The following is a 22,920-nucleotide window of genomic DNA, read 5'->3' on the forward strand; positions in this document are numbered from 1 at the left end:
CGTACGTACGATGAGCAGCCACGCGGCACCACGGCGGCCCCGGCAGGACCACCGCCACCGCGCGAGCCACCAGGTACGCCATGGCAGCCAAGAAGGACGGCAGGACGGCGGGACGGGGGACTTTCCATGCGGCATTTCAGGCAGCTGACGCCTGAGCGCCGAAGCGCGCTCTTCCACCGTGAGCCGATCGAGTTCACATCCGACGCACCGGCGAGCACGCTCGCCGTCGCGCTCGGCGCCACTCTCTACAGCCCCGCCACCAGGCCCGCGCTCGCCGACGACGTGCTGAAACAGGCGGCGCGCGGCGTCGTGTCCATGGTGCTGTGCCTGGAGGACTCGATAGCCGACGCCGAGGTGCCCGCCGCCGAGGACAACCTGGTGCGGCAGCTGTGCGAGCTGGCCGACCGGATTCCCGACCGCGTCGCGGAGGACGAGCTGCCGCTGCTGTTCGTCCGGGTGCGGGAGTCCGGACAGATCACCGCCCTGGTGCGCAGGCTGGGCGCGGCCGTGCGGCTGCTGTCGGGCTTCGTACTGCCCAAGTTCACCGAGGACCACTCGGTGCCGTTCCTGGAGGCGCTCACCGAGGCGGAGGCGGCCTGCGGGCGTCGGCTGTTCGCGATGCCCGTCCTGGAGTCGCCCGAGTTGCTGCACCGGGAGACCCGCACGCAGGCCCTGACCGGCATCTCCCGCACCCTGGACAAGTACCGCGACCGGGTCCTCGCGCTGCGGCTGGGTGTCACCGACTTCTGCGCCGCCTACGGGCTGCGGCGTACGCCGGAGATGACCGCGTACGACGTGCAGATCGTCGCCTCGGTCATCGCGGACGTGGTGAATGTGCTGGGCCGGGCCGACGGCACCGGGTTCACGGTGACCGGGCCGGTGTGGGAATATTTCCGGCCGCAGGAGAGGATGTTCAAGCCGCAACTACGGCAGAGCCCGTTCCTGAGCAGCCGGGCCGAGGACGTACGCGCCGCGCTGATCGAGCACGACCTCGACGGTCTGCTGCGCGAGATCGAGCTCGACCGGGCCAACGGTCTGCTGGGCAAGACCTGCATCCACCCCTCACACGTGGCACCGGTGCACGCGCTGTCGATCGTCAGCCACGAGGAGTTCTGCGACGCGACCGATGTGCTGCGCCCCGAGCGCGGCGGAGGCGGAGTGTTGCGCTCCGCGTACACGAACAAGATGAACGAGGTGAAGCCGCACCGTGCCTGGGCCGAGCGCACACTGCTGCGCGGCGAGGTCTTCGGGGTGGCGCGCGAGGGCGTGAGCTTCGTCGAACTGCTGGCGGCGGGAGTCAAGTGAACGGAAACGTACGGGATGCCGGGCCCCTCGCGGCCCTGGGACCGGGGACCGCACCCGATCAGGGCGCCGGAGCCGAGGTGTGGCCGGGCAGCTGGGTGACCCGACGGCTCGGAGTGCGGCTGGAGGGCGAGGGGCTGCGGGACCTGCTGGGGCTCGCACTGCGGCGCAACCCCAAGCGGGCCCACCTGCTGGTCTCCACCGTGCTGGGCAAGCACGTACCGCAGCGTCCGACAGTGGTGCTCGGCGCGGGTTGCCGTCTGGGCAAGCGGGTACGTGAGCTGCTCGGCCCCGAGCGGGCGGCCCGCTCCGTGGTGCTCGGTTTCGCCGAGACGGCCACGGGCCTCGGACTCACTGTCGCGCACAGCATGGGCAGCCGTACGAGCGCGCTGCACTCGACGCGGCGCCGGGTGCCGGGTGTACAGCAGTACGGCGGTTTCGAGGAGGAGCACAGCCACGCCACCTCACATCTGCTGCTGCCCCAGGACCCTGGTGTGCTGCGCACGGACGGGCCGCTGGTACTGGTGGACGACGAGCTGTCCACCGGCCGGACCGTACGCAATACCATCGCCGCACTGCACGCCGTCCATCCGCGCGACCGGTACGTGGTGGCAGCGCTGGTCGACACCCGCAGCGACGGCGATGCGGCCTCGCTGGAGAAGTTCGCCGCCGACCTGGGCGCCCGCGTCGATGTGGTGGCCCTGGCCGCCGGACGGGTGAGGCTGCCCGCCGATGTGCTGGAGCAGGGCCGGGGACTGGTCGAGAAGTACGGCAGCGACCCGGCAGCCGCGCGTGCGACAGCTGCCCGGTCCGCGGCTCCCCGGGGAACCGTGCGGCGGGTGGACCTCGGTTGGCCGCAGGGGCTGCCCGACGGCGGGCGGCACGGTTTCGGACCGCGCGAGCAGATACGGCTGGAGGCCGCGCTGCCGGGCATGGCCGAGCGGGTGCTGTCCGGTCTGGGCCTCGCCGCCGGAGCGGACGCCCCCGCCCACACCCGTGCGGACACCCTCGCCGGCACCCGTGCGGACGCCCCTGCGGGAGCCCCGGCAGACGCTTCGCCGGGGGAGGTGCCGCGCGTGCTGGTCCTCGGCAACGAGGAGCTGATGTACGCGCCGCTGCTGCTCGCGTTCGAGATGGAGAAGCGCACCAAGGGCCGTGCGGAGATCCGCTTCTCCACGACGACCCGTTCGCCCGTCCTCCCCGTCGACGACCCGGGCTACGCGATACGCACAGCGCTGTCCTTCCCGGCGCACGACATGCCCCAAGACGCGTCCCGGGCCGAGCGCTACGCCTACAACATCGCGGGCCAGGGCTTCGACGCCGTCGTCGCTGTCGTGGACAGCCAGGGCGACACCCCCGAACTGCACGCCCCCGGCGGCCTGCTGGACCAGCTCGCCGGATGTGCGCCCACGGTGCTGCTGTCCGTCGTCCCGGCATACGTTCCCGACCCGGCCGGGCCGAACCCGCCCGCGCCGCTGCGTGGCCCCGCCTTCTCCTCGTACGCGCCCGAGGACGTGGCCTGGCTGCTGCGCGACCTGTCCGACGTCGAGCTGGAGGCGCCCACCGAGGAGCGGGAGGAGGCCATCCAGGCGGGCGGCGCGCACTACGCCGAATCGCTGCCCGTCGAGTACCAGCCGTCCCCGGAGTACCAGCAGCTCTTCCACGACGCGTTGGAGTCAGCGGCCGAGCGCCTCGCCCGTGCGGTCGGCACCGTCACCGAGACGGTGCTCGCCGAGCGCGGCCCGCGTCCCGTGCTCGTCTCACTGGCCCGGGCCGGCACGCCCGTCGGGGTACTGATGCGCCGTTGGGCGCGGTACGCGCACGGTTCGGACCTGCCGCATTACGCCGTCTCGATCGTGCGGGGCCGCGGGATCGACACCAATGCGCTGGCCCACCTCGCCGCCCACCACGACCCGGCCGACGTCGTGTTCGTGGACGGCTGGACCGGCAAGGGCGCCATCACCCGCGAGCTGGCCCAGGCGCTCGCCGCGCACCCGCGCTTCCACCCGGAGCTGGCCGTCCTCGCCGACCCGGGCTCCTGCGTGCGCACCTTCGGCACCCGCGAGGACTTCCTCATCCCCTCCGCCTGCCTCAACTCCACCGTCTCCGGGCTGATATCCCGCACCGTGCTCCGTGCCGACCTGGTGGGCCCGCACGACTTCCACGGCGCCAAGTTCTACCGCGAGCTGGCGGACAGCGACCTGTCGCGGCACTTCGTGGACGCGGTGGCCGCCCGCTTCCCCGCCGTCCGCGAGGGTGCCGCCCGGGACGCCGCGGCTCTGGCGGGGGCGGACCGGACACCTACCTGGGCGGGCTGGCGCGCGGTCGAGGACATCAGCGAGGCGTACGGCATCGGCGATGTGAACCTCATCAAGCCCGGGGTCGGCGAGACCACCCGTGTGCTGCTGCGCCGCGTCCCCTGGCGCATCCTGGCCCGACGCGGCGCGGGCGCCGACCTCGACCACGTACGGCTGCTCGCCGCGCAGCGCGGTGTCCCCGTCGAGGAGACCGACGAGCTGCCCTACAGCTGCGTCGGCATCGTCCACCCCCGCTACACGCGCGGCGCGACCGGCGCCGACGGAAAGGCCGCACAGTGACGCCCACCGTCGCCGGGTCCGGCCCGGCGGGAGGCACCCTGGTCGCCAGCGACCTGGACCGCACGCTGATCTACTCGGCCGCGGCGCTGGAGCTGACCATGCCCGACCCCGAGGCGCCCCGGCTGCTGTGCGTGGAGATGTACGAGCACCGACCGCTGTCCTATCTGACGGAGCAGGCCGCCGGGCTGCTGGCCGCGCTGTGCGAGCGTGCGGTCTTCGTGCCGGCGACCACCCGCACCCCCGAGCAGTACCGCCGTATCCGGCTGCCCGGCCCGCCGCCCCGCTACGCGGTGTGCGCCAACGGCGGCCATCTGCTGGTCGACGGCGAGAGCGACCCCGAGTGGCGGGAGCGGGTGCGCGAGCGGCTGACCGGGTGCGCCCCACTCGCTCAGGTCCGCGACCACATGCTGGGCCGGGCGCGCCCCGAGTGGCTGCTCAAGGAGCGGGTCGCGGACGGCCTGTTCGCCTACCTGGTGGTCGAGCGGGCGCTGCTGCCCGACACCTGGGTCAAGGAGCTGGCTGCCTGGGCGGGCCCCCAGGGCTGGAGCGTCTCCCTCCAGGGCCGCAAGATCTACGCCGTGCCCCATCCGCTCACCAAGAGCGCCGCCGTGGCCGAGGTGGCCCGCCGGGCGGGCACGGAGCGGATCTTCGCGGCCGGTGACTCCCTGCTCGACGCCGATCTGCTGCGCGCCGCCGATGTCGCCTGGCGTCCGGCTCACGGCGAGCTCGCCGACAGCGGCTGGCAGCTGCCGCACCTACAGGTGCTGCCGGAGCGCGGCGTGCTGGCGGGCGAGACGATTCTGCGCCGGATGAGCTCCGCGCTGAGCTGACGGAGCCGGACCGCCCATCGGGTGCGGCCCGTGAGGGGTCAGCCGTCGTCCCGCTGCTGCTCGCCCGGGTCGTCGCCCCCCGCACCGGCGCCTGCCGCGCCGGACGGCCCGCCTCGCCCGCTCTCCCCGCCGTGCGCGCTCTCCGTGCCCCCGTACAGCGAGGCCCTGCGGCGCAGTTCCTCGCCGCGTAGGCGAGCACGAGTCCGCTGTTCGCGCAGATCCCGGGCGCGCCGGGCGCCCTCGACCTCGCCCGGGTGACGCTGCTGCCAGTACGGGTTGTCGTGCGGCAGCGCGCTGCCCACTCTCCCGTACATCCCGAAGACCAGCAGCAGCAGTCCGACGGCAAAGCTGAACAGCACGTTCTGCAGCTCGAAGGCGAGCACGTTGAACCGCGTCTCCAGCAGCGCGAGATTGACGAACCCGCTCAGCAGGAACAGCACACCGAAGGTGATGTTGAGACTGGAGGCGAAGTTGCCGCCCCGCACCATGCCCAAGAAGAGCAGCAGCCCGACGACGACGGACAGGACGCTCAGCGCGCCGTTGGTGTTCAGACCCCCCACCCGGTCGCCCCCGATGTCGAAGAAGCCGATGTTGTTCGTGAGCCCCAGAGCGCCGAAGGCGGTCAGGATCACCCCCACCAGCCCGGCGCCCACCCGGTAGACGCGGCTCAGCTTGTGGTGCACCGGCATGTGCTCGTCCAGGACGCGCCGCCCTCGCGGCAGGATGCGGCGGTGGCGGAACGTACGGGTGGGGGACGCAGCCACGGGGGCCTCCTCGGGACGGCTGAGGCGCTCAGCTTCCCCTTCCAGCATCCGCCCGAGGCGCCCGCACCTCAACAGCGACGCTCCGTGACGGCTGCACCAGCTGTTCCAGCGGCTCCAGCTGCTCGGGCTGATTCCGTCGCACCGGGCGCGCCCGGCGAGCCCCACCGTCCCGCCCGGCCCGCCGACAGACGGCCACCGGGGCCTCAGTGCCCGGCCGCGCGCTCCTGGCGGATCTGCTCGACCACCTGCTGCACCGTCTCCTTGACCGCGTCCAGCTCGGTGAGCAGGTGCCAGTAGTCCGGGTGGCGGCCGGTGAGCGAGGCGACCGCGCGATCCACCCGCTCCACCGCGTTGTCCAGCGGCTGCGCATGCCGCGGGTCAGGGGTGGAGCGTCCGGCCATCGCGAGCCGCTGTGCGTCGCGGATCGCGAACCGGGTGCGCTCGACCTCCTTGCTGTGGTCGAAGGAGACCTCGTTGAGCCGCTGCAGCCGCTCTCCGGCGGCCTTGACCGCCTCGTCCGTGGTGTTCAGCAGCGCCCGCACCGTCGACAGCAGGGCTGTGGCGTCCGGCCAGCGCTGCTCCTCACGCGCGGTGCGGGCCTCCCGCAGCTTCTCGTCCGCCTGCCGCGCCGAGCGCTCGGCCTGCTGCGGCACCTGCTGGAGGTCCTGCCAGCACGCCGCGCTGAAGCGGCGCCGCAGTTCGCTGAGGACGGGCTCCACCTGCTGGGCCCTGTTCTGCAGCGCCTCGGTGCGGGTACGCAGCGAGGCCAGCCGCTTGTCGATGTCGGCCGCCTTCTGCGGCAGCCCCTCGGCCTGCGCGCGGAGTGCCTCGGCCTCCCGTACCACCTGGTCGGCGCGGTGGATGGTCTCCTGCACGCCGTGGGTGCCCGCACCCTCGTTGAGCTTGGTCAGCTCCGGCGAGAGCGCCGCCAGCCGTGCCGCGAGGTCGTCCGCCTTCAGCCCTTGTGCCCGTACGGCGTCCAGCGCGTTGCTGGCGGCCAGCAGCGCCTGCCGGGCCCGCTCCACGGCGGGTGCCAGACGGGCGAGCTGGTTCTCCGCGCGGGTCAGCTGCGGGCCGAGACTCTGCGCGAACCGGTCCAGCTCCCCCTTGACCCGCTCCAGCTCGCCGCGCGCCCGGTCCAGCTCGGTACGGGCGCGGGAGGCGGCAGCGGTGTCCAGGTCGTCCCGGTCGAGGTCGTGGGAGTCGACGGCGGTGATGTAGTCGTGGCTGACACTGTCGATGCGCCGCCCGAGCTCGGCGAAGTCCGCCGCGGCCTTGCGGCCCGCGGGGGAGCTGTCGACGGCACTGATCGTCTCTATGGAGATGCGCAGCTCACGCTGGGCGGTGTCGAGTTCGTAGAAGGCGGCTGCCGCGGCGTCCTTGGCGGCCTGCGCGTCGGCCCGGAGGTGTTCCGCGCGGCCACTGCCCCAGCCCCAGCGGCGGATGCCACCGCCGTTCATCGCCGTCACGAAACATCTCCCCGTACGCGCCTGTGGCTCTTCGACCGCTGCTCATTCTCCCACCTGGGCTCAACGAACACACGAGCTGATTCGTTCACGGAACGCTTTGGCCACCCCCACGTTTGCACTGCCCACCGCCGAGCGAGGTACGCTGTCGTCCCACACGTGCTCCGGGCGCATAGCTCAGCGGTAGAGCGCCTGCCTTACAAGCAGGATGTCACTGGTTCGATCCCAGTTGTGCCCACCGGACGGTCGAGCTTTCGGCCAGTGACGGAATCGGGTCCCCGCGGATGTCCGCGGGGACCTTTTGCTGTGCGCGGCGGTTCTTCGCCGGCACGGCGGCTCTTCATCAGTTGGTATGAACAATCCCGGGTGTCTGCCGGATCGCGGGGCGGGGCGGGGACGGATGCGCGGTGTGAGTGGGACCGGAAGGTGTGGACGCCGACGAACGGGCCGGGTGGGCCGGGCGGGCCGACTGGTGGGTGTGGCGGTGTCGGGGCTGGCCGTGGTGGCAGCGGGCAGTGCGGACGGGAACGGGAGCGGGACCGGGAACGAAGGCGGGGGCGCGGGGGTGGTGTCTCCCCGGCCGGTGGTCGAGCCCTATCTCTCCCTGGGGTGGGGCGACCCGCCCGATCCGGCCGCGGTGCTGCGGAAGACCGGGGTGCGGGGTTTCACGTTCGCGTTCGTGCTGAGTGCGGGCGGGTGCGAGCCGCGCTGGGACGGGGTGCGGCCGCTGACCGGCGGGGTGGACGCACGGGCGCTGCGGGCCGTGCGGGCTGCGGGCGGGGAGCCCGTGGTGTCGTTCGGCGGTGGCACGGGGCGCAAGCTGGAGCAGGACTGTCCGGACGCCGCGGCACTCGCGGCCGCCTACCGGAAGGTGATTCGCGCCTACGGGCTGCGCGCGATCGACGTCGACATCGAGACACGCACCTACGAGAGCGCCGCGGCCCGCCGCAGGACCGTGGAGGCGCTCAAGCGGGTCAAGGCCGCCCACCCCGGGCTCACCGTCCATGTGACGCTGCCCAGCGACCGCAACGGGCCCGACGCGCGGCTGATCCGGACGGCGGCGCGCGCGGGGCTGGAGCCGGATTCCTGGACCATCATGCCGTTCGCCTTCAGCAGCGGCTCCGCGACCACCGGGAGCAGCGGGCAGCAGGCCGGTGAGGAGGACATGGGCCGTACCACTGTGCGCGCGGCGGAAGGGCTGGCCGCACGGCTCCGCAAGGCGTACGGCTACGACGCGGCCACGGCGTACGCGCACAGCGGTATCTCGACGATGAACGGCATCACGGGGCGTCAGGAGGTCATCACCGTCGCGGACTTCCGGACCATCGCCCGGTATGCCCACGACCGGCGGCTGGCCCGACTGGCGTTCTGGTCCGTCAACCGGGACCGGCCCTGCGGCGAGCTGCCCTACCCGGCCGAGGACCGCTGTTCGGGGGTGGACCAGCGGCCGTGGGAGTTCACGCGGACGCTGACGGCACCGCGGCGGAACCGGTGACCGTGCCGTCCTCGGCGCCACCGTCACCGGCCACGCGCATCCCCGGCAGGCCGGGGAGCACGGGCAGTACCGGGAATGTGGCCGGTCCGGCGAAGACGACACCGATCGCCGGCAGCACCTTTGCTGCGGGCGGCAGTTGAAAAGCCGTACCCGCACCGGCGGGGGCGGTGCTGCCCGGCACTTCCGCGTCCGGGTCCGCTTCCGCCGACAGGGCCGCGCCCATGCCCGTGCCCGCGCGCATGTCCGTGCCCATGCCGCCCCTGCCCGCGTCCGCAGTCCCAGTCGCGTCCTCGCCTTCGGGCTCACGCCGTATCAGATACGCGGCGAGTCCACCGGCCAGGAAGAGCGCGAGCACCGAGACGGCCGTGCCCAGCCAACTGGTGCCCAGCCACTGGCCGCCGAGGTAGCCGAGCCCCACGCTGTAGACCGCCCAGGCCACTCCGGCCAGCGCCGACCAGGGCACGAAGTCCCGTGCGCTGCGGTGGGTCGCGCCGGCGGTCAGGCTGACGACCGAGCGTCCGGCGGGCGCGAACCGGGCGAGCACCACGAGGGCACCGCCGCCCTGGGACAGGGCGCGGCCGAGCTGTTCCTGGGCGGAGGTGAGCCGGCGGGAGCGGGCGAGGGCCCGGTCGAAGCGGTCGCCGCCCCGCCAGGCCAGCCGCCAGGCCGCCAGGTCACCCAGTACGGAGGCGCCCGCCGCACAGAGCATCAGCAGCAGGACCTCGGCGAGATGGCCGCTCTCGGCCGCGCCGCGCGCTGCGGCGCTGGGCAGATCGGCGGCGTCGGCCGCGGTGGTTCCGGCGGCGGCGGTGGAGGCGGCGATCACCAGCACACCGCTGGGCAGCACGGGCACGAAGACATCGAGCAGTACGGATACGGCGATGACCAAGTAGATCCACGGGGATCCGGTCACCGACCCCAGGATTTCCGGCACTGCTGTCCCCGTTTCTCCCCTGCCCGGCTCTCGTCGGCCGGCGGTTTACCGCCGTACAGCGTACGCCCGGGTCCCCCGCTCAGGGCCGCTGGGTTCGCCAGGTGACACTTCCGCCGTGCCTGTGGATACGGATGTAACGGAATCGGACCATAGGAAAACCGTGAATCAGTGGAGGCCGGCACGATGAGGGTACGTATGCGCACGGTGGGCGTGGGGGGAGTGGCGGCTGTCACGGTCGCGACAGCGCTGCTGGCGGGGAGCGGGTCGAGTACGGCGAGCGATGTGCCGAAGGGCGACGACGGGAAGTCCTCGGCCCGCGCCGAGCGCGTGGATCTCAAGGGCCTGGCCGACCTCTTGAAGAACCTCGGCGGCTCCGGCGCCGACGAGGCGGACATGGACCGCCTGGCCGCGCTGAAGAACCTCCGCGACCTGCCGGAGAGATTCCGCGACGCCCAACTCGGCAGCGTGCGTATGAAGGTCGAATCGGGCGAGGTCGAGATCGTCAGCAGCAAGGGCGGGCACCGCTTCTTCCCACTGGGCCGCGGTACCGCCGACAGCGCCGACCCGATCATCCGGCACACCGACGAGGCCGCCGACGCGACCGACGGCGCCGGTTCTACCGACTCCTACCGGCAGTCGATCGTGGTGCGCTACGACCAGTTCTCCCCGGCGAAGGCCTTCATCCGCCCCGACGCGGTCACCTACGACCGTGCCAAGGTGCCCGCGGGGGCGCACATCATGGTGGCGCGGAAGGCCACCGAGCACCGCACCACCGTACGGTTGCGGGTGAGCGGGCTGCTGCCGAACCGCACCTACGGGGCGCATGTCCACACCGAGCCGTGCGGCGCCCGGCCCGAGGACGCGGGGCCGCACTACCAGCACCGCAAGGATCCCGAGCAGCCCTCCACCAACCCCCGTTACGCCAACCCGCGCAACGAGGTGTGGCTCGACTTCACCACCGACGGGGAGGGCCGGGGCAGCGCCGTCTCCCGCCACGACTGGACCTTCCGGGAGGGCGGGGCCCAGTCGGTCGTACTGCACGAGAGCCGCACCCGCACCGAGCCGGGGCACGCGGGGCAGGCCGGCGCCCGGCTCGCCTGCTTCTCGGTGCCGCTCAGCGGCAGCTGATCGCCGCTCAGCCGCCCCGGTGCTGCCCGGCGGCCGGTTCCGCTCAGCTGAGCCGGCCGCTGAAGACCCGCTCCAGCGCGGAGCGGGGCGTGCCGTCCGGCGCCGAGGTCGCCGGGCGGGCCTGGTCGAGCGCATAGGTGGCGTCGCGTCCGTGCAGGGTGAGCGTCATGAGCATGTTGCCGAACCAGGGGCCGCCGGTGCGGCTCCAGCGCAGGGTGGGCTCCTCGGTGCGGGCGTGCCGTTCCAGCAGCTGCCCGAGCCGGCGCCCTGCCCGGCTCCAGCCGAAGCGGAAGCCCGAGCGCATCACCGCCGGGATGTCGTTGTGTATCGGCGAGCAGGTGAGCTGCACCACGCGGGAGCGCCGCCCGCCGCCGGACACCTTCAGGTCGTCGAACTCCGGCTCGGTGACGTACGCGTGGTGCACATCACCCGAGACGACGCTGACCGAGGCCGGCGCCTCCTGGTCGGTGGCCACCCGCTGGATCAGCTCGGTCAGGGCCCGGAAGGAGCGCGGGAAGGCCGCCCAGTGCTCCAGGTCGGCGCGCTGCCGCAGCTTCTCGCTCAGCCGCGTCCAGCGCGGCCCGCGCGCCCCTGAGCACAGTGCGGTGTTCCAGGTCTCCAGGCCGTGCACGGCGGGTGGCAGCAGCCACGGCAGCGAGGTGCCCAGGATCAGATGGTCGACGGCGCCCGGCCCGCCGTCGAGCACCTGCTCGTGCAGCCAGTCGAGCTCGTCGTCGTCGAGCATCCGCCGCTCGTTCTCGGGCAGCACCCGGCCGGCGCGGGTGTCGATCATCACCAGCCGGGTCCGGCCGAAGTCGCGGCGGTAGCTCCACCGGGCCGCGGTCGGGTCCCGGTCGGCGCGTTCGGCGAACGCGCGCAGCTGCGGCGCCCCGTCGTCCGCGTGCCGTACGGCGGCGAACACCGGGTCCTCGGCCAGCTCGGCGGGCGAGAGGTTGCCCAGGTGCTGATAGACCCAGTAAGAGGTCAGCCCGCCCAGGATGCGTTCGCGCCACCAGTCGGTGGCGCGGATCTCGCGCTGCCACGCCTCGCTGGTGTTCCAGTCGTCGATCACGTCGTGGTCGTCGAAGATCATGCAGCTGGGCACGGTGGACAGCAGCCAGCGCACCTCCGGGTCCAGCCAGGACTCGTAGTACAGCTCGGTGTATTCCTCGTAGTCGGCCACCTGGTCCCACGGGGGTCTGCTCACATCGCGGCGCCGGGCGAGCTTCGCGCGGACCGGTTCGGAGGTCTCGTCCGCGTAGACCTGGTCGCCCAACAGGAGCAGGACGTCCGGGCGGGGGCCGCCGGCCAGCGCCTGGAGCGCCAGGGCGTCCAGTGCGTCGGGTCCCATCGGATCGTGCCGGGAGCCCGCCGGGCGGGCGGCCCAGCGGCACGACCCGAAGGCTATCCGGAGGGGAGGCGTTTCGGCCGGAGCCGCGTCGGGCGGCGGGAGAGTGCGGATGGTGCTGGCGGGGAACGGGGAGTCCGTCAGCGGCCACACCTGTTCGCCGTCGAGAGTCACCCGATAGGGCGTCTCGGTGCCCGGCTCCAGCCCGACGACGGTGATCAGCGCGTAGTGGTGTCCGGCGACCTGCCAGGTGCGGGCCGTACCACCCGCCGTGCTGCCCTCGCAGTGGACCTCGGCCTGACAGGGAGCGTCGGTCTCGACCCAGACGGTGGCGGTGTCCTGGTCGACGTAGCGCAGCAGCGGGCCCAGTCGAAGGCCGGTCATGCGGATCTCCCTCGTCCGTGTGGCGCCGTACGGTGCGGGCCTGGAACCCGCACCGTACGGAACGAGGGAGCCGCCCGACCAGTTTCCCGGCCGGGTCGGACATCGGTTCGTGGCCGGTTTTCGCGTCAGCGGCCGACCGCCTCGGCAACCGGTCGCGTCAGCCGGCCGGCCGTCTCACCGGTCGGCCGCGTCAGCAGCCGGCCAGTGCCTTCTTCAGGGCCGCCTTCTCCTGGGAGTCCGCCGTCAGGTCGTAGGTGTGCTTGACCCAGACCCACATGCGCACGTAGGTGCAGTGGTAGTCGGAGGAGGGCGGCATCCACTCCGCGGGGTCCTTGTCGCCCTTCTCCTGGTTGACGTTGTCGGTGACCGCGAGCAGCTGGGCGATCTTGAGATCGTTGGCCAGTTTCTGGCGCTTGTCCTGGGTCCAGTCGGCGGCGCCGGAGCGCCATGCCTCGGCGAGCGGCACCATGTGGTCGATGTCCACGTCGGAGGGCTTGGTCCAGGACTCCCCGTCGTAGGGGCTGGTCCAGGTGCCCTTCGTCGGGTAGCAGTCGCTGCCGGTCTCCACGCCCTTGCCGTCCCGCTTGAGAACGGCTTCGCGGGTGTTGCAGCTGTCGCCCTGGTCGATCCAGTGGGGGAATTTCTCGCGCGAGTAGCCGTCCATGGAGCCCTCGGACTTCTCGGTGAGATCACCGAGCATGGTGGTGGCCTCCGAGGCGCTCGGCGGCGTGGGGGGCTCAGCCGCGGCGGGGGAGGCGCCCAGGGTGAGGGCGACCAGCAGTCCGCTGACGGCGGCTGCGAGGGCTGCGAGCAGCGCCGACCAGCGTCGACGCGCGTAGAGGGTGCGGACGGTCCGGTGCTTGTGCGCCATGCGAACTCCCGGTTGTGGGGGGAAGTCGAGCGATCCTGCGTGAGGGTGTGTGGCGGGTGCTGCGTTGACAGTGCTGCGTGGACGTGCTCGCCGATGGTGCTTCGGGTGGTGCGGCTCACAGCCTGACGGTCGTGTGCACGTCACATCAAGAGCCTGCCCGGGAATCCGTCTCCGGCCACACGCGATACACCCACCCGACGGATGCCGTACGGGAGTTGGACACCAGAACGACTGCCGACGACTGCCGACGACTGCCGACGACTGCCGGCGACTGCCGTCGGGGCGCGAGCGGAGCACGATCGCGCCCGCGTGCGGACATCGCGTACAGTCGTACGCGTCTGAAGGGGAGTAGCTCTTCGCCGGACCGTCGACACACTGGCCCGCCGCGTGCGGGCCCGGCGCCCGGAGCGAGGCATCCGCCACCCGGTGGCGGTGCCGCGCCAGCGAGACCTTCGGCCGCAGTGTCCGCGTCCGTGCCAGCGCACGGGCGGCCCATGACGCTGCCGTGCCGAAGTGTGCTCGCGCCGGTGCGGCAGCCCCGACCACGGAGGAAACCCGTGCTCAGCATCACCGTCGTCGCCGTCGTGTTCGGCGTCGTCTTCCTCGCCGAGCTGCCGGACAAGACGGCCCTGGCCGGGCTGATGCTCGGCACCCGCTACCGCGCGTCCTACGTCTTCGCCGGGGTCGCCGCGGCCTTCCTCGTCCATGTCACCCTCGCTGTTGCGGCGGGCAGTGTCCTGACTCTGCTGCCGCACCGGCTGGTGCAGGGCATCGTGGGTGTGCTGTTCCTGCTGGGCGCCGCCATGCTGCTGCTCAAGAAGGACGACGACGAGGAGGAGCAGGCGCGCAAGCCCGCCGACCAGTCGTTCTGGAAGGTGGCGGGCAGCGGCTTCATGCTGATCCTCGTCGCCGAGTTCGGTGACCTGACACAGATCATGACCGCCAATCTCGCCGCCCGCTACGACGACCCCTTCTCGGTGGGCATCGGGGCCGTGCTCGCCCTGTGGGCCGTGGCCGCGCTGGGCATCCTGGGGGGCCGCACCCTGCTGAAGTTCGTCCCGCTGCGGCTGGTCACGCGGATCGCGGCGCTGGTGATGCTGGCGCTGGCCGGATTCAGCCTCTACGAGGCGGTGGCCTAGCAGCCGCCGGTGCCCCGGAAGGCCCGCCGCAGTCGGCGGCGCGTCCCCTACGCGGTGCGCCCCCCGGACGGCGGTGCGCCCCCCCGGACGGCGCGGCGTCCCCGGTCGGCGCGGCGTCCCCGGTCGGTGCAGCGTCCCCCGGACGGCGGCGGTCGACAAGCTGTGTGACCGCCGGACCGGCACCGTGGGCGTATGAGCGGGGAACACGCGGCACCGGCACCCCCTCGCACCAGCGGGGTCATGCTGCCGATCGGCGCGCTTTTGCTGGGGCTGCTGCTGGCCGCGCTCGACCAGACGATCGTCGCGACCGCGCTGCCGACCATCGTCAGCGACCTCGGCGGCATGGACCACCTCTCCTGGGTGGTGACCGCCTATCTGCTGGCCGTGACGGCAGCCACCCCGCTGTGGGGGAAGCTGGGCGACCAGTACGGGCGCAAACGCCTCTTCCAGACCGCCATCGTGATCTTCCTGGTGGGCTCCGCACTGTGCGGGGTGGCGCAGGACATGCCGCAGCTCATCGGCTACCGCGCCGTGCAGGGCCTGGGCGGCGGCGGGCTGATCACGCTGTCCATGGCGATCGTCGGCGACCTGGTGCCGCCCCGCGAGCGCGGCCGCTACCAGGGACTGTTCGGCGCGGTGTTCGGGACGACCAGCGTGCTCGGTCCGCTGCTGGGCGGGTTCTTCACCGAGCACCTGGACTGGCGCTGGGTCTTCTACATCAACCTGCCGATCGGCGCCGTCGCCATGGTCGTGATCCTCCTCGCGCTGCACATCCCGGTGCACGCCGAGCCCCACCGGATCGACTACCTCGGCACCTTCCTGATCGCCGCCGTCGCCACCTGCGTGGTGCTCGTCACCTCACTGGGCGGCACCACCTGGTCCTGGAACTCCGCACAGATCTACGGCCTGTCGGTGCTGGCCGTCATCCTGCTGGTCGGCTTCGTCGCGGTCGAGCGCAAAGCGGCGGAGCCGGTGCTTCCGCCGAGCATCTTCGCCGTACGCAACTTCACCCTCTCCGCGGTGATCAGCTTCGTCGTCGGCTTCGCCATGTTCGGGGCCCTGACCTATCTGCCGACCTTCTTGCAGGTCGTGCACGGGATCACACCGACGCTGTCGGGTGTGCACATGCTGCCGATGGTGCTGGGCGTACTCGTCTCCTCCACCGTCTCCGGGCAGCTGATCACCCACACCGGGCACTGGAAGATCTTCCCCGTGCTGGGCACCGCCATCACCACGGGCGGACTGCTCCTGCTGCACGTGATGAGCCCGGACAGCTCGCAGTGGGAGATGGGCGTCTACTTCGCCGTCTTCGGCCTCGGCCTCGGACTGGTGCTGCAGGTGCTGGTACTGGTCGCGCAGAACGCCGTGCGCTACGCGGACCTGGGCGTGGCCACCTCGGGGGTCACCTTCTTCCGTTCCGTGGGCGCCGCCGTCGGCGTGGCCGTCTTCGGTGCGATCTTCGCCTCCCGGCTGGGCCACGAGCTCACCGACGCGCTGCGCGGGCGCTCCCTGCCCGGCGGGATCACACCGGACTCCCTCAAGCGCGACCCGCAGTCCGTCGGCCGGCTGTCGCCCGGCGCCCGGCGCGGGGTGCTGGAGGCCTACTCGACCTCCATCACGGATGTCTTCCTCTACGCCGCGCCGCTCGCCGCGCTGGCCTTCGTCCTGACCTGGCTGATGCGGGAACAGCGGTTGCGGCGCAGCGTGCAGGTTCCGGACGAGAGCGAGACGCTGGGCGCCTGCCCCGTCGAGCGCAGCCCCGCCGACGAGGTCACCCGGGCCCTCTCCCGGCTGAGCACCATCGAGGGCCGACGGGACCTGTATGCGCGGATCGCACAGACCGCCGGGATCGATCTGGCCCCGGCCGCCACCTGGATGCTGTTGCGCGTCCACCACGACGGGCCCGTCGAGCCCGCGCTGCTGGAGGATGCCGGAGTGGTGCCGCGCCGGGTCGTCGCAGACGGGGCACGGGAGTTGGAGGAACGGGGGCTGGCGACACGGGAGGGGCTGGAACTGGTCGCGACCCCGCGCGGCGAACAGGCGGCGCGTGCCCTCTCCGACGCCCGCCAGGAGCAGCTGGCCGAACTGCTGGGCGACTGGTGGACACCGGACCGTCCCACGGACCTGACGGAGCTGGTACGCGAACTGAACGCGGAGGCCGGGCACGCGGAGCCGCCCCGGGCGTCCTGACCGCCGCCTCGCGCCGCCCTTCGTTGTCTTTCGTTTGCCGCCTTCGGTCACTTTCCGTCGTGTCCGCTGCGGCGCTCTTCTGGGCCTTTCCGCAGTACGAACTTTCCGCCCCTGTCACGCTTTTCCTGTGCGCTTGACCCTGACCGACCTCGACCGCGTATCGTCCAGCACTGGACAGTTACTGGCGATTCGGGCACGGCCGCCGTGAACCGGATACGGGGTGGCGGTGCCAGGGGAGGGGATCGGGATGACGGGGGACGGACGATGTCCCGAGTGCGACGGCAGCACACAGCCGTGCGTACACACTGACGGAGGGGCCGTCGGGGGCGGGGCGGACCAGCACGGCGGACAGCCGCACGACCCCGAGGACCCGCTGCACATCCGCCCCTACGTACTGCTGCACGAGGCCAACTCCGCGCAGTCCGGCCCCCGCTCCGAGGGCCCGCCCGGGGCCCGGTCCGGGACAGGGGATGCCGGTGACGTGGACGACGCCCATGTGCCGTTGCCCGACCTGATGCCGGCGGCGGATCCGGGCGGGGACGAGACGGCCGAACTGTCGGCCGTCACCGAAGCGGACAGTCGCGGCGACAAACGGGACGGGCCCGGCCCCGGCGCCCGGAGCTCCGCGGCCGGGGCCTCCGCGGGCCATCGGCGGATGCGGGAGCGTCGCAGACCCAGCACGGCGGTGTTCGCCGGGGTCGGGGTGGCCGCCGTACTCGGTGGGGGTCTGCTGACCACTCAGCTCCTCACCGACAACGGCAGCCGCGCCGGGGACGGGCGCGCGCTGCGCCATATGCCGACCGGCGCCCCCGTCGACCCGGAGCCCTCCGCTTCTCCGTCCGAGGAGGAGAAGCCGGAGCGCAGTGAGCGGCCCACGCCCGCTCCCTCGCGGCCGAGCGCCTCGGCGACGCCCCGCGCCGACCGGGACAGCGGTGAGCACACCGCGCGCCCGTCCCCCTCCCGGGAAGAGGAAAATGCGTCCGGTCGGCCCGACCCTTCGGGGGACAGGGAGCGCAGGCACGGCCGTCCGCACCCGGTGTGGCCGGACCGCCCCTCGGGCGAGACCCTGCGCCCCGGCGACTCCGGTGCCGAGGTCGTCGAGCTGCAGCGCCGTTTGAAGCAGGTCGGTTACTACGACCGGAACGCCCGTGAGGACGGTGTCTACTCCGCGCGCGTCCAGGAGGCCGTCTTCCGCTACCAGGCGCACCACCGGCTGTGGGACGACACCCCCGGTGAGTACGGCCCTGCCACCCGGCGCCATCTGGAGGCCCGGACCTAGGAGAGGGCGGCAGTGCGCGCGGGGCTGGCCGGTTGCCCGGACTGGTTTGTATGATGGGGGAACAAATGGTCCCGCCCGTGTCCCTCACCTGACGGGAGGGGCGTCCCTGACCGGCGGGCGGGCCATCTGTATCTCGTCAGCCGCCCTGTGAGCCGTCAGCTTTTCCGCCTTCCCGCGACAGCTGCGCGCCGACCGCGATTCCGGGAGCCCCGTATGCCCACACCACCGCTCACCGTCCGCGCGCTGCTGCTCGACATGGACGGCACGCTCGTCAACTCCGACGCCGTCGTGGCGCGGGTCTGGCGGGGCTGGGCCGTCGACAAGGGCCTCGACCCGGACGAGGTGCTGCGGGTCGCACACGGCCGCCAGGGGCATCTGACGATGGCCACTCTGCTCCCGGACCGCCCCATGGAGCAGAATCACGCGGAGAACCGGGGCCTCCTCGCCCAGGAGACCGCCGACACCGAGGGCATCGTCCCCGTCCCCGGCGCCGGCGCCTTCCTCGCGGCGCTCGAAGATCTGCCGCACGCCCTGGTGACGTCCGCGACGCCCGAGCTGGCGGCGGCGCGTATGGCGGCGGCGGGGCTGCGCATGCCCGCGATCCGGGTCACGGCCGCCGACGTCAGCGCCAGCAAGCCCGACCCCGAGGGCTTTCTCAAGGGCGCGGCGGAGCTCGGTCATCCCCCGGAGGAGTGCGTCGTGTTCGAGGACTCGGGCGCGGGAATCGCCGCGGGTCTGGCCGCCGGAATGCCCGTGGTCGGCGTCGGGCCACGCGCCGCGGAGCACGGTCCGACCGTGCGGGTGCCGGACCTGGAACAGGTGCGTGCCACCCGACTCCCGGACGGCCGGGTACGCCTCACGTTCGACGGCTGAGCCGAGCCCGGCCACGGCGCAGACACCGTCCGGCCACGGCGCAGGCACGACCCGCCCGCGGCCCTGCCTCGGCCACCGGCGGCCCGTCGGCGGCCGGCTGCGTTGTCGGCGCGGCCATGATCGGCGGGGCGACGTCACCCCGCCGAGGGAGTCACTTCTTTGGCGGTGCCTGCTGGACGACCTCGAAGGACCAGGTCTCCGAGTCGGTCGCCGCGGGCTTGGGCCGCTCGCCGCCGGCCGGCTGCGCGTCGGGCCCGGCCGGCTTGGCCTCCGCACCGCTGTCCTCGCCCTTGGCCCGCTGGTGGGCCTCCTTCATGGGGCCGTTCATCCAGGCCTGGAAGGCCTCCTCGTCCCGCCAGCGGGTGTAGACGAGATACCGGTCGCTGCCCTCCAGCGGACGCAGCAGCTCGAACCACTCGAAGCCGTCGGCGCTCTCCACGAAGCCCTTGCGTGCGGCGAACCGCTGCTCCAGCACCTCCCGCTGGTCTGCCGGGACGGTCAACGCGTTGATCTTGACGATGCTCATGGGCCCATCCTGCCTCACCCGGGGGAGGGGAACCGCCGCCCGGTGCCGGGCCTGTCGGTGACAGGTCTGTCCCGCTTGGTGGCCGGTCGCGCACAGCTGTCAGGTAGCGAGTAGGTTTCTAGCGTCTGACCTGAAGGCCGGCCCCGAGGAACGGGGAGGATCCGGACAGGTGCGGGGGACCCGCGGACAGAACACCGGTGGACAGGACGGGAGACGGCGGGGCGTGGCGGCGGAATCGGTGGCGGAGGGGCCCAAGGGGCCGGACCGGGGCGGCGAGTGGCGCCCGACCGGAGGCGGACCGTTCCGCAGGTCGGCCCGGCAGTGGGGGCGGCTGGACTCCCGCTCGGGAATGCTGCTGGCGGGTCTGTGGCTGCTGGCGCTGGCGTTGGCCGTGCGGCAGGCGGCCGCAGTGCTGCGACTCCCGCAGGACGAGCGGCTCGTCGACCTGTTCGCGTGGATCGGCGACAACGGCGTGCTGCGCGTGCACGGTTCGCTCTACGACGGGGACACGCCCTTCACCGGGACGCCTTTCGCGGGGCTGGTGCTCAAACCGCTCACCCGGGCTGCCGAGCGAGGGCTGGGCGTGGCCTGGACGTTCGGCACGATGCTGCTGGTGGCCGCCGTCGGAGTGGTCGCGGCGCGGGCCCTGCCCGACCCGGTCCCGCGGCGTACCGCGCTGTTCGCGGTACCGGCCGCGCTGAGCCTGCTGGTCCTGTCGGTGCCGGTGCGCAACACCTTCCATCTGGGGCAGACCAGCATCCTGCCGGTCCTGCTGGTGCTGACCGGCTGGCTGGTGGGCGGCGAGTCCCGGCAGCAGTCCGGCGGGAAGGCCGCGACCGCTCTCGCCGGAAAGGCGGGCGGCGTCCTCATCGGCGTCGCGGGCGCGCTGCAGCCCGCCACCTTGTTGTTCGTACCGCTGCTGTGGCTCACCGGGCGCCGCACGGCCGCCGTCTCGGGTGCGGGCACGTTCGTCATCTGCACCCTGGCCACCTGGGCCGCCATGCCGGGCGACTCGTGGACGTACTGGATACACCACGTCGCGGGGGTCGGTCTGGGCGATCCGGCGGACGCGACCGCCAACCAGTCGCTGCACGGCGCCCTGTTGCGTGCCGGACTGCGCGGTGCGCCGGAGGTGGTGCTGCTGGTGCTGCTCGTGACGGGGGTGAGCTGGCTGGCGCTGCGCCGTGCGGTGCGGTACGCGCGCGACGGGCAGTTGCTGCTGGCGGCGGCCGTGGTGGGCTGTGCGGCGGTGGTGGCCTCGCCGATGGCCTGGCAGCACCAGCAACTGTGGGTGCTGCCGGCGGTCGTGGGGCGGGTCGGCCGACGCACCGGGGACCGGCTGGTGTGGCCGGTTTTCGTGGTCATGGTGATGACGCTGGACGGCACGGCGCTGGTGCCCAAGGTCGCCGCTTTCGGTGTGCTCGGCGAGAACGCGGTGCTGCTCGCGGCGCTGCTGGCGTCCTGCGCCGTGCCGTTCCTGCCGCGCACCTCGCCGGCCTGGGCCGACCCGCAGCCCTCCGGCCTGCTCAGCCGTCCCAACCTGATGCTGGAACTGCTGCTGATCCGCGTCGGCTACTGGGCGTACTCCTATGTGCGCGGCCACGCCCCCGACTCGCGCTCCTTGGCCGAGGGCCACGGCGACCAGATACTGACCGTGGAGTCCTTCCTCCACATCGACATGGAGCACAGCCTCAACAAGCTGGCCGCGCGCACGGAGTGGCTGCGCGACGCCTGCGACACCTACTACACGACGTTCCACTTCCTGGTGCCCATCGCGTTGCTGGGCTGGCTGTATGTGCGCAGAGTGCCCCTGTACCGGTCGGCGCGCACGGCGTTGAGCTTCGCCACACTGCTGGGGCTGGTCGGCTTCTGGCTGTATCCGCTCGCGCCGCCGCGACTGATGCCGGGCCTGGGCTACATCGACACCGCCCACGGCCCGCAGGACCTGTCCAACCCGGACTTCGGCGCGCTGACCCAGCTGTCCAACCAGTACGCGGCGATGCCGTCGCTGCACGTGGGATGGTCGCTGTGGTGCGCCATCGTGGTCTTCCTCATCACCCGCAACCGCTGGCTGCGCGCATTGGGGGCGCTGTATCCGCTGCTGACGACGTTCGTGGTGATGGCCACCGCCAACCACTATCTGCTGGATGCGGTGGGCGGTGTCGCGGTCGTGGCGGCGGGCTTCCTCGGACAGCGGTGGCTCGCCCGTATCCGCGGTGACAGGACGACCGCCGAGCCCGGCGCGGACGCGGAGGGCCGTGCGGACGGGGATACGCGTGCGGACGAGGACACCGGTGTGAACGGGGACGCCGGCGCGGAGGCGGCCAACCGTGCTGCTCCGGACGTGGCACAGTCCGGCGCACCCGGCCCCGGGGACCGTGGAGCGGCGGCCCGGGGCGACTGAGCCGCACCGTGATGGGGGCCCCAGCAGGTTTTCGCGGTCACGCTGGAGGCGTACGCCCTGGCGCGCGTCTCACCCGTACACGACCCGCAGTTCCTTGATCCCGTTGATCCAGGCCGAGCGGAGCCTGCGGGGTGGTGGGCCGACGAGGCAGATGTCGGGGGCCAGGTCGGCTATGGCGTCGAAGATGAGGTTGATCTCCAGCACGGCGAGGCTCTTGCCGAGGCAGAAGTGTGGGCCTCCGCCGCCGAATCCGAGGTGGGGGTTGGGGTCGCGGGTGATGTCGAAGACATGGGGGTCCGCGAAGACCTCGGGGTCGTTGTTGGCGGAGGAGTAGAACAGGCCGACCCGCTCACCGGCCGAGATCTTCTCCCCGCCCAGCTGGGTGTCCTGGGTGGCGGTGCGCTGGAAGGAGACCACGGGGGTGGCCCAGCGCACGATCTCCTCGGCCGCGGTCCGGGGGCGCTCGCGGCGGAAGAGCTCCCACTGGTCGGGATGGGTGAGGAAGGCGTGCATGCCGTGGCTGATCGCGTTGCGCGTGGTCTCGTTGCCGGCGACGGCCAGCAGTATCACGAAGAAGCCGAACTCGTCCGGGTTGAGATTGCCCTCGCCCTCGGCCGCCACGAGCCGGCTGACGATATCCGCTGCGGACCCGGCGTAGTGTGCCGGGCACTCCTTGCGGGCCTCGGCCATCGTCATCGCGTACGAGACGAGCTCCGCCGCCGACTGGGTGCCGACCTCCTCGGTGATGGCGTACTCGGGGTCGTCGTAGGCGACCATCTTGTTGGACCAGTCGAAGATGCGGGAACGGTCCTTCTGGGGTACGCCGATGAGTTCGGCGATGGCCTGCAGCGGCAGTTCGACGGCGACGTCGGTGACGAAGTCCCCGCTGCCGCTTTCCTTGGCGTCCCGTACGATCCGCGCGGCACGCTCGCGCAGGGCGTTCTCCAGTGCGCGGATGGCGCGGGGCGTGAAGCCGCGCTGCACGATCTGGCGGACCCGGGTGTGCTCGGGCGGGTCCATGTTGAGCATGATCAGCTTCTGGACGTCGATCTGGTCGCGGCTCATATGGTCGGCGAACCGGATGACGGCGGTGTTGAGGTTGGAGGAGTACAGCTCCGGGTGGGTGGAGACCTCCTTGACGTCCGCGTGCCGGGTCACCACCCAGTAGCCCTCGTCGTCGAAGCCCGCCACACCGCGCGGCTGCCGGTTCCACCACACGGGCGCGCTCTCGCGCAGCACGGCGAACTCGGGCAGGGGAACGCGCTGTTGGTAGACGTCCGGATCGGTGAAGTCGAACCCGTCGGGCAGCGCGGGGCAGGAGGACATCGGCAGCTCCACTCCATCTTCGACGTGCTGACGGCTCGTTCACGGCGCGCGCACCGGGGCGCCC

General features: G+C 72.4%; 17 protein-coding genes and 1 tRNA gene. 11 read left to right on the plus strand and 7 right to left on the minus strand.

The window, feature by feature from the left end; genetic code table 11:
- The first annotated feature begins 126 nt into the window (after positions 1-126).
- From JW613_RS10805 to JW613_RS10815, 3 genes are read left to right on the plus strand one after another with little or no spacing between them, the layout of a single operon-like run.
- Positions 127-1,305 carry an HpcH/HpaI aldolase/citrate lyase family protein gene (locus JW613_RS10805; RefSeq protein ID WP_209210544.1) on the plus strand — a complete coding sequence of 393 codons (1,179 nt, stop codon included), beginning with the start codon at positions 127-129 and terminating at the stop codon, positions 1,303-1,305.
- On the plus strand, positions 1,302-3,899 hold the full coding sequence (locus JW613_RS10810) for a phosphoribosyltransferase (protein WP_209210546.1): 2,598 nt from the start codon (positions 1,302-1,304) through the stop codon (positions 3,897-3,899). Before JW613_RS10805 ends, JW613_RS10810 begins: the two co-directional genes overlap by 4 nt.
- A complete protein-coding gene (locus JW613_RS10815) occupies positions 3,896-4,729 on the plus strand; it encodes an HAD family hydrolase (RefSeq protein WP_307865858.1) in 834 nt (277 codons plus the stop codon). Before JW613_RS10810 ends, JW613_RS10815 begins: the two co-directional genes overlap by 4 nt.
- A 38-nt stretch (positions 4,730-4,767) precedes the next feature.
- Here the strand turns inward: JW613_RS10815 and JW613_RS10820 are convergent, their stop codons facing one another.
- The gene (locus JW613_RS10820) at positions 4,768-5,493 is read right to left on the minus strand and encodes a DUF4383 domain-containing protein (RefSeq protein WP_372447930.1); all 726 of its coding nucleotides are present in this window, start codon (positions 5,491-5,493) and stop codon (positions 4,768-4,770) included.
- A 203-nt stretch (positions 5,494-5,696) separates the two neighbouring features.
- Positions 5,697-6,953: a hypothetical protein gene (locus JW613_RS10825; protein ID WP_209210686.1), complete on the minus strand. Its 1,257-nt coding sequence runs from the start codon at positions 6,951-6,953 to the stop codon at positions 5,697-5,699.
- A gap of 172 nt (positions 6,954-7,125) precedes the next feature.
- Here JW613_RS10825 and JW613_RS10830 point away from each other — a divergent pair.
- Together JW613_RS10830 and JW613_RS10835 are read left to right on the plus strand one after the other, a co-directional pair.
- Positions 7,126-7,197: transfer RNA gene (locus JW613_RS10830), tRNA-Val, on the plus strand.
- A 327-nt stretch (positions 7,198-7,524) separates the two neighbouring features.
- Positions 7,525-8,454, plus strand: a complete 930-nt coding sequence (locus tag JW613_RS10835) for a glycoside hydrolase family 18 protein (protein ID WP_209210549.1) — start codon at positions 7,525-7,527, stop codon at positions 8,452-8,454.
- Here JW613_RS10835 and JW613_RS10840 read toward each other — a convergent pair.
- Positions 8,417-9,367, minus strand: a complete 951-nt coding sequence (locus JW613_RS10840; RefSeq protein WP_307865859.1) for a DedA family protein — start codon at positions 9,365-9,367, stop codon at positions 8,417-8,419. The two genes, JW613_RS10835 and JW613_RS10840, sit on opposite strands and share 38 nt — an antisense overlap.
- A 204-nt stretch (positions 9,368-9,571) precedes the next feature.
- Between JW613_RS10840 and JW613_RS10845 the strand changes: the two genes are divergently transcribed.
- Complete coding sequence (locus JW613_RS10845; RefSeq protein WP_245225321.1) at positions 9,572-10,516, plus strand: superoxide dismutase family protein; 945 nt, start codon at positions 9,572-9,574, stop codon at positions 10,514-10,516.
- 43 nt (positions 10,517-10,559) lie between these two features.
- Here the strand turns inward: JW613_RS10845 and JW613_RS10850 are convergent, their stop codons facing one another.
- Both JW613_RS10850 and JW613_RS10855 read right to left on the minus strand, forming a co-directional pair.
- Positions 10,560-12,248 (minus strand): alkaline phosphatase D family protein, encoded by a 1,689-nt coding sequence (locus JW613_RS10850; protein ID WP_209210552.1) that lies wholly within the window; start codon positions 12,246-12,248, stop codon positions 10,560-10,562.
- Positions 12,249-12,438: 190 nt separating this feature from the next.
- Entirely contained in the window at positions 12,439-13,119 is a 681-nt protein-coding gene (locus tag JW613_RS10855; protein ID WP_099880451.1) for an HNH endonuclease family protein, read from the minus strand.
- Between the two features lie 557 nt (positions 13,120-13,676).
- Between JW613_RS10855 and JW613_RS10860 the strand changes: the two genes are divergently transcribed.
- From JW613_RS10860 to JW613_RS10875, 4 genes are all read left to right on the plus strand, one after another.
- On the plus strand, positions 13,677-14,258 hold the full coding sequence (locus tag JW613_RS10860) for a TMEM165/GDT1 family protein (RefSeq protein ID WP_209210554.1): 582 nt from the start codon (positions 13,677-13,679) through the stop codon (positions 14,256-14,258).
- Positions 14,259-14,450: 192 nt separating this feature from the next.
- The gene (locus tag JW613_RS10865; protein ID WP_209210556.1) at positions 14,451-16,448 is read left to right on the plus strand and encodes an MDR family MFS transporter; all 1,998 of its coding nucleotides are present in this window, start codon (positions 14,451-14,453) and stop codon (positions 16,446-16,448) included.
- Positions 16,449-16,695: 247 nt separating this feature from the next.
- Positions 16,696-17,727, plus strand: a complete 1,032-nt coding sequence (locus JW613_RS10870; protein WP_209210557.1) for a peptidoglycan-binding domain-containing protein — start codon at positions 16,696-16,698, stop codon at positions 17,725-17,727.
- Positions 17,728-17,940: 213 nt separating this feature from the next.
- Positions 17,941-18,600: an HAD-IA family hydrolase gene (locus JW613_RS10875; protein WP_209210559.1), complete on the plus strand. Its 660-nt coding sequence runs from the start codon at positions 17,941-17,943 to the stop codon at positions 18,598-18,600.
- Positions 18,601-18,751: 151 nt separating this feature from the next.
- On the opposite strand, the gene JW613_RS10880 is transcribed toward JW613_RS10875, so the two are convergent.
- A complete protein-coding gene (locus JW613_RS10880; protein WP_209210561.1) occupies positions 18,752-19,126 on the minus strand; it encodes an antibiotic biosynthesis monooxygenase family protein in 375 nt (124 codons plus the stop codon).
- Between the two features lie 349 nt (positions 19,127-19,475).
- Between JW613_RS10880 and JW613_RS10885 the strand changes: the two genes are divergently transcribed.
- Positions 19,476-21,530 carry a bifunctional glycosyltransferase 87/phosphatase PAP2 family protein gene (locus JW613_RS10885; RefSeq protein WP_209210688.1) on the plus strand — a complete coding sequence of 685 codons (2,055 nt, stop codon included), beginning with the start codon at positions 19,476-19,478 and terminating at the stop codon, positions 21,528-21,530.
- A gap of 69 nt (positions 21,531-21,599) precedes the next feature.
- Here JW613_RS10885 and JW613_RS10890 read toward each other — a convergent pair whose 3' ends face one another.
- Positions 21,600-22,856 (minus strand): cytochrome P450, encoded by a 1,257-nt coding sequence (locus JW613_RS10890; RefSeq protein WP_209210563.1) that lies wholly within the window; start codon positions 22,854-22,856, stop codon positions 21,600-21,602.
- Positions 22,857-22,920 lie beyond the last annotated feature (64 nt).

The organism is Streptomyces smyrnaeus (assembly GCF_017676345.1).
Lineage (GTDB): Bacteria > Actinomycetota > Actinomycetes > Streptomycetales > Streptomycetaceae > Streptomyces > Streptomyces smyrnaeus.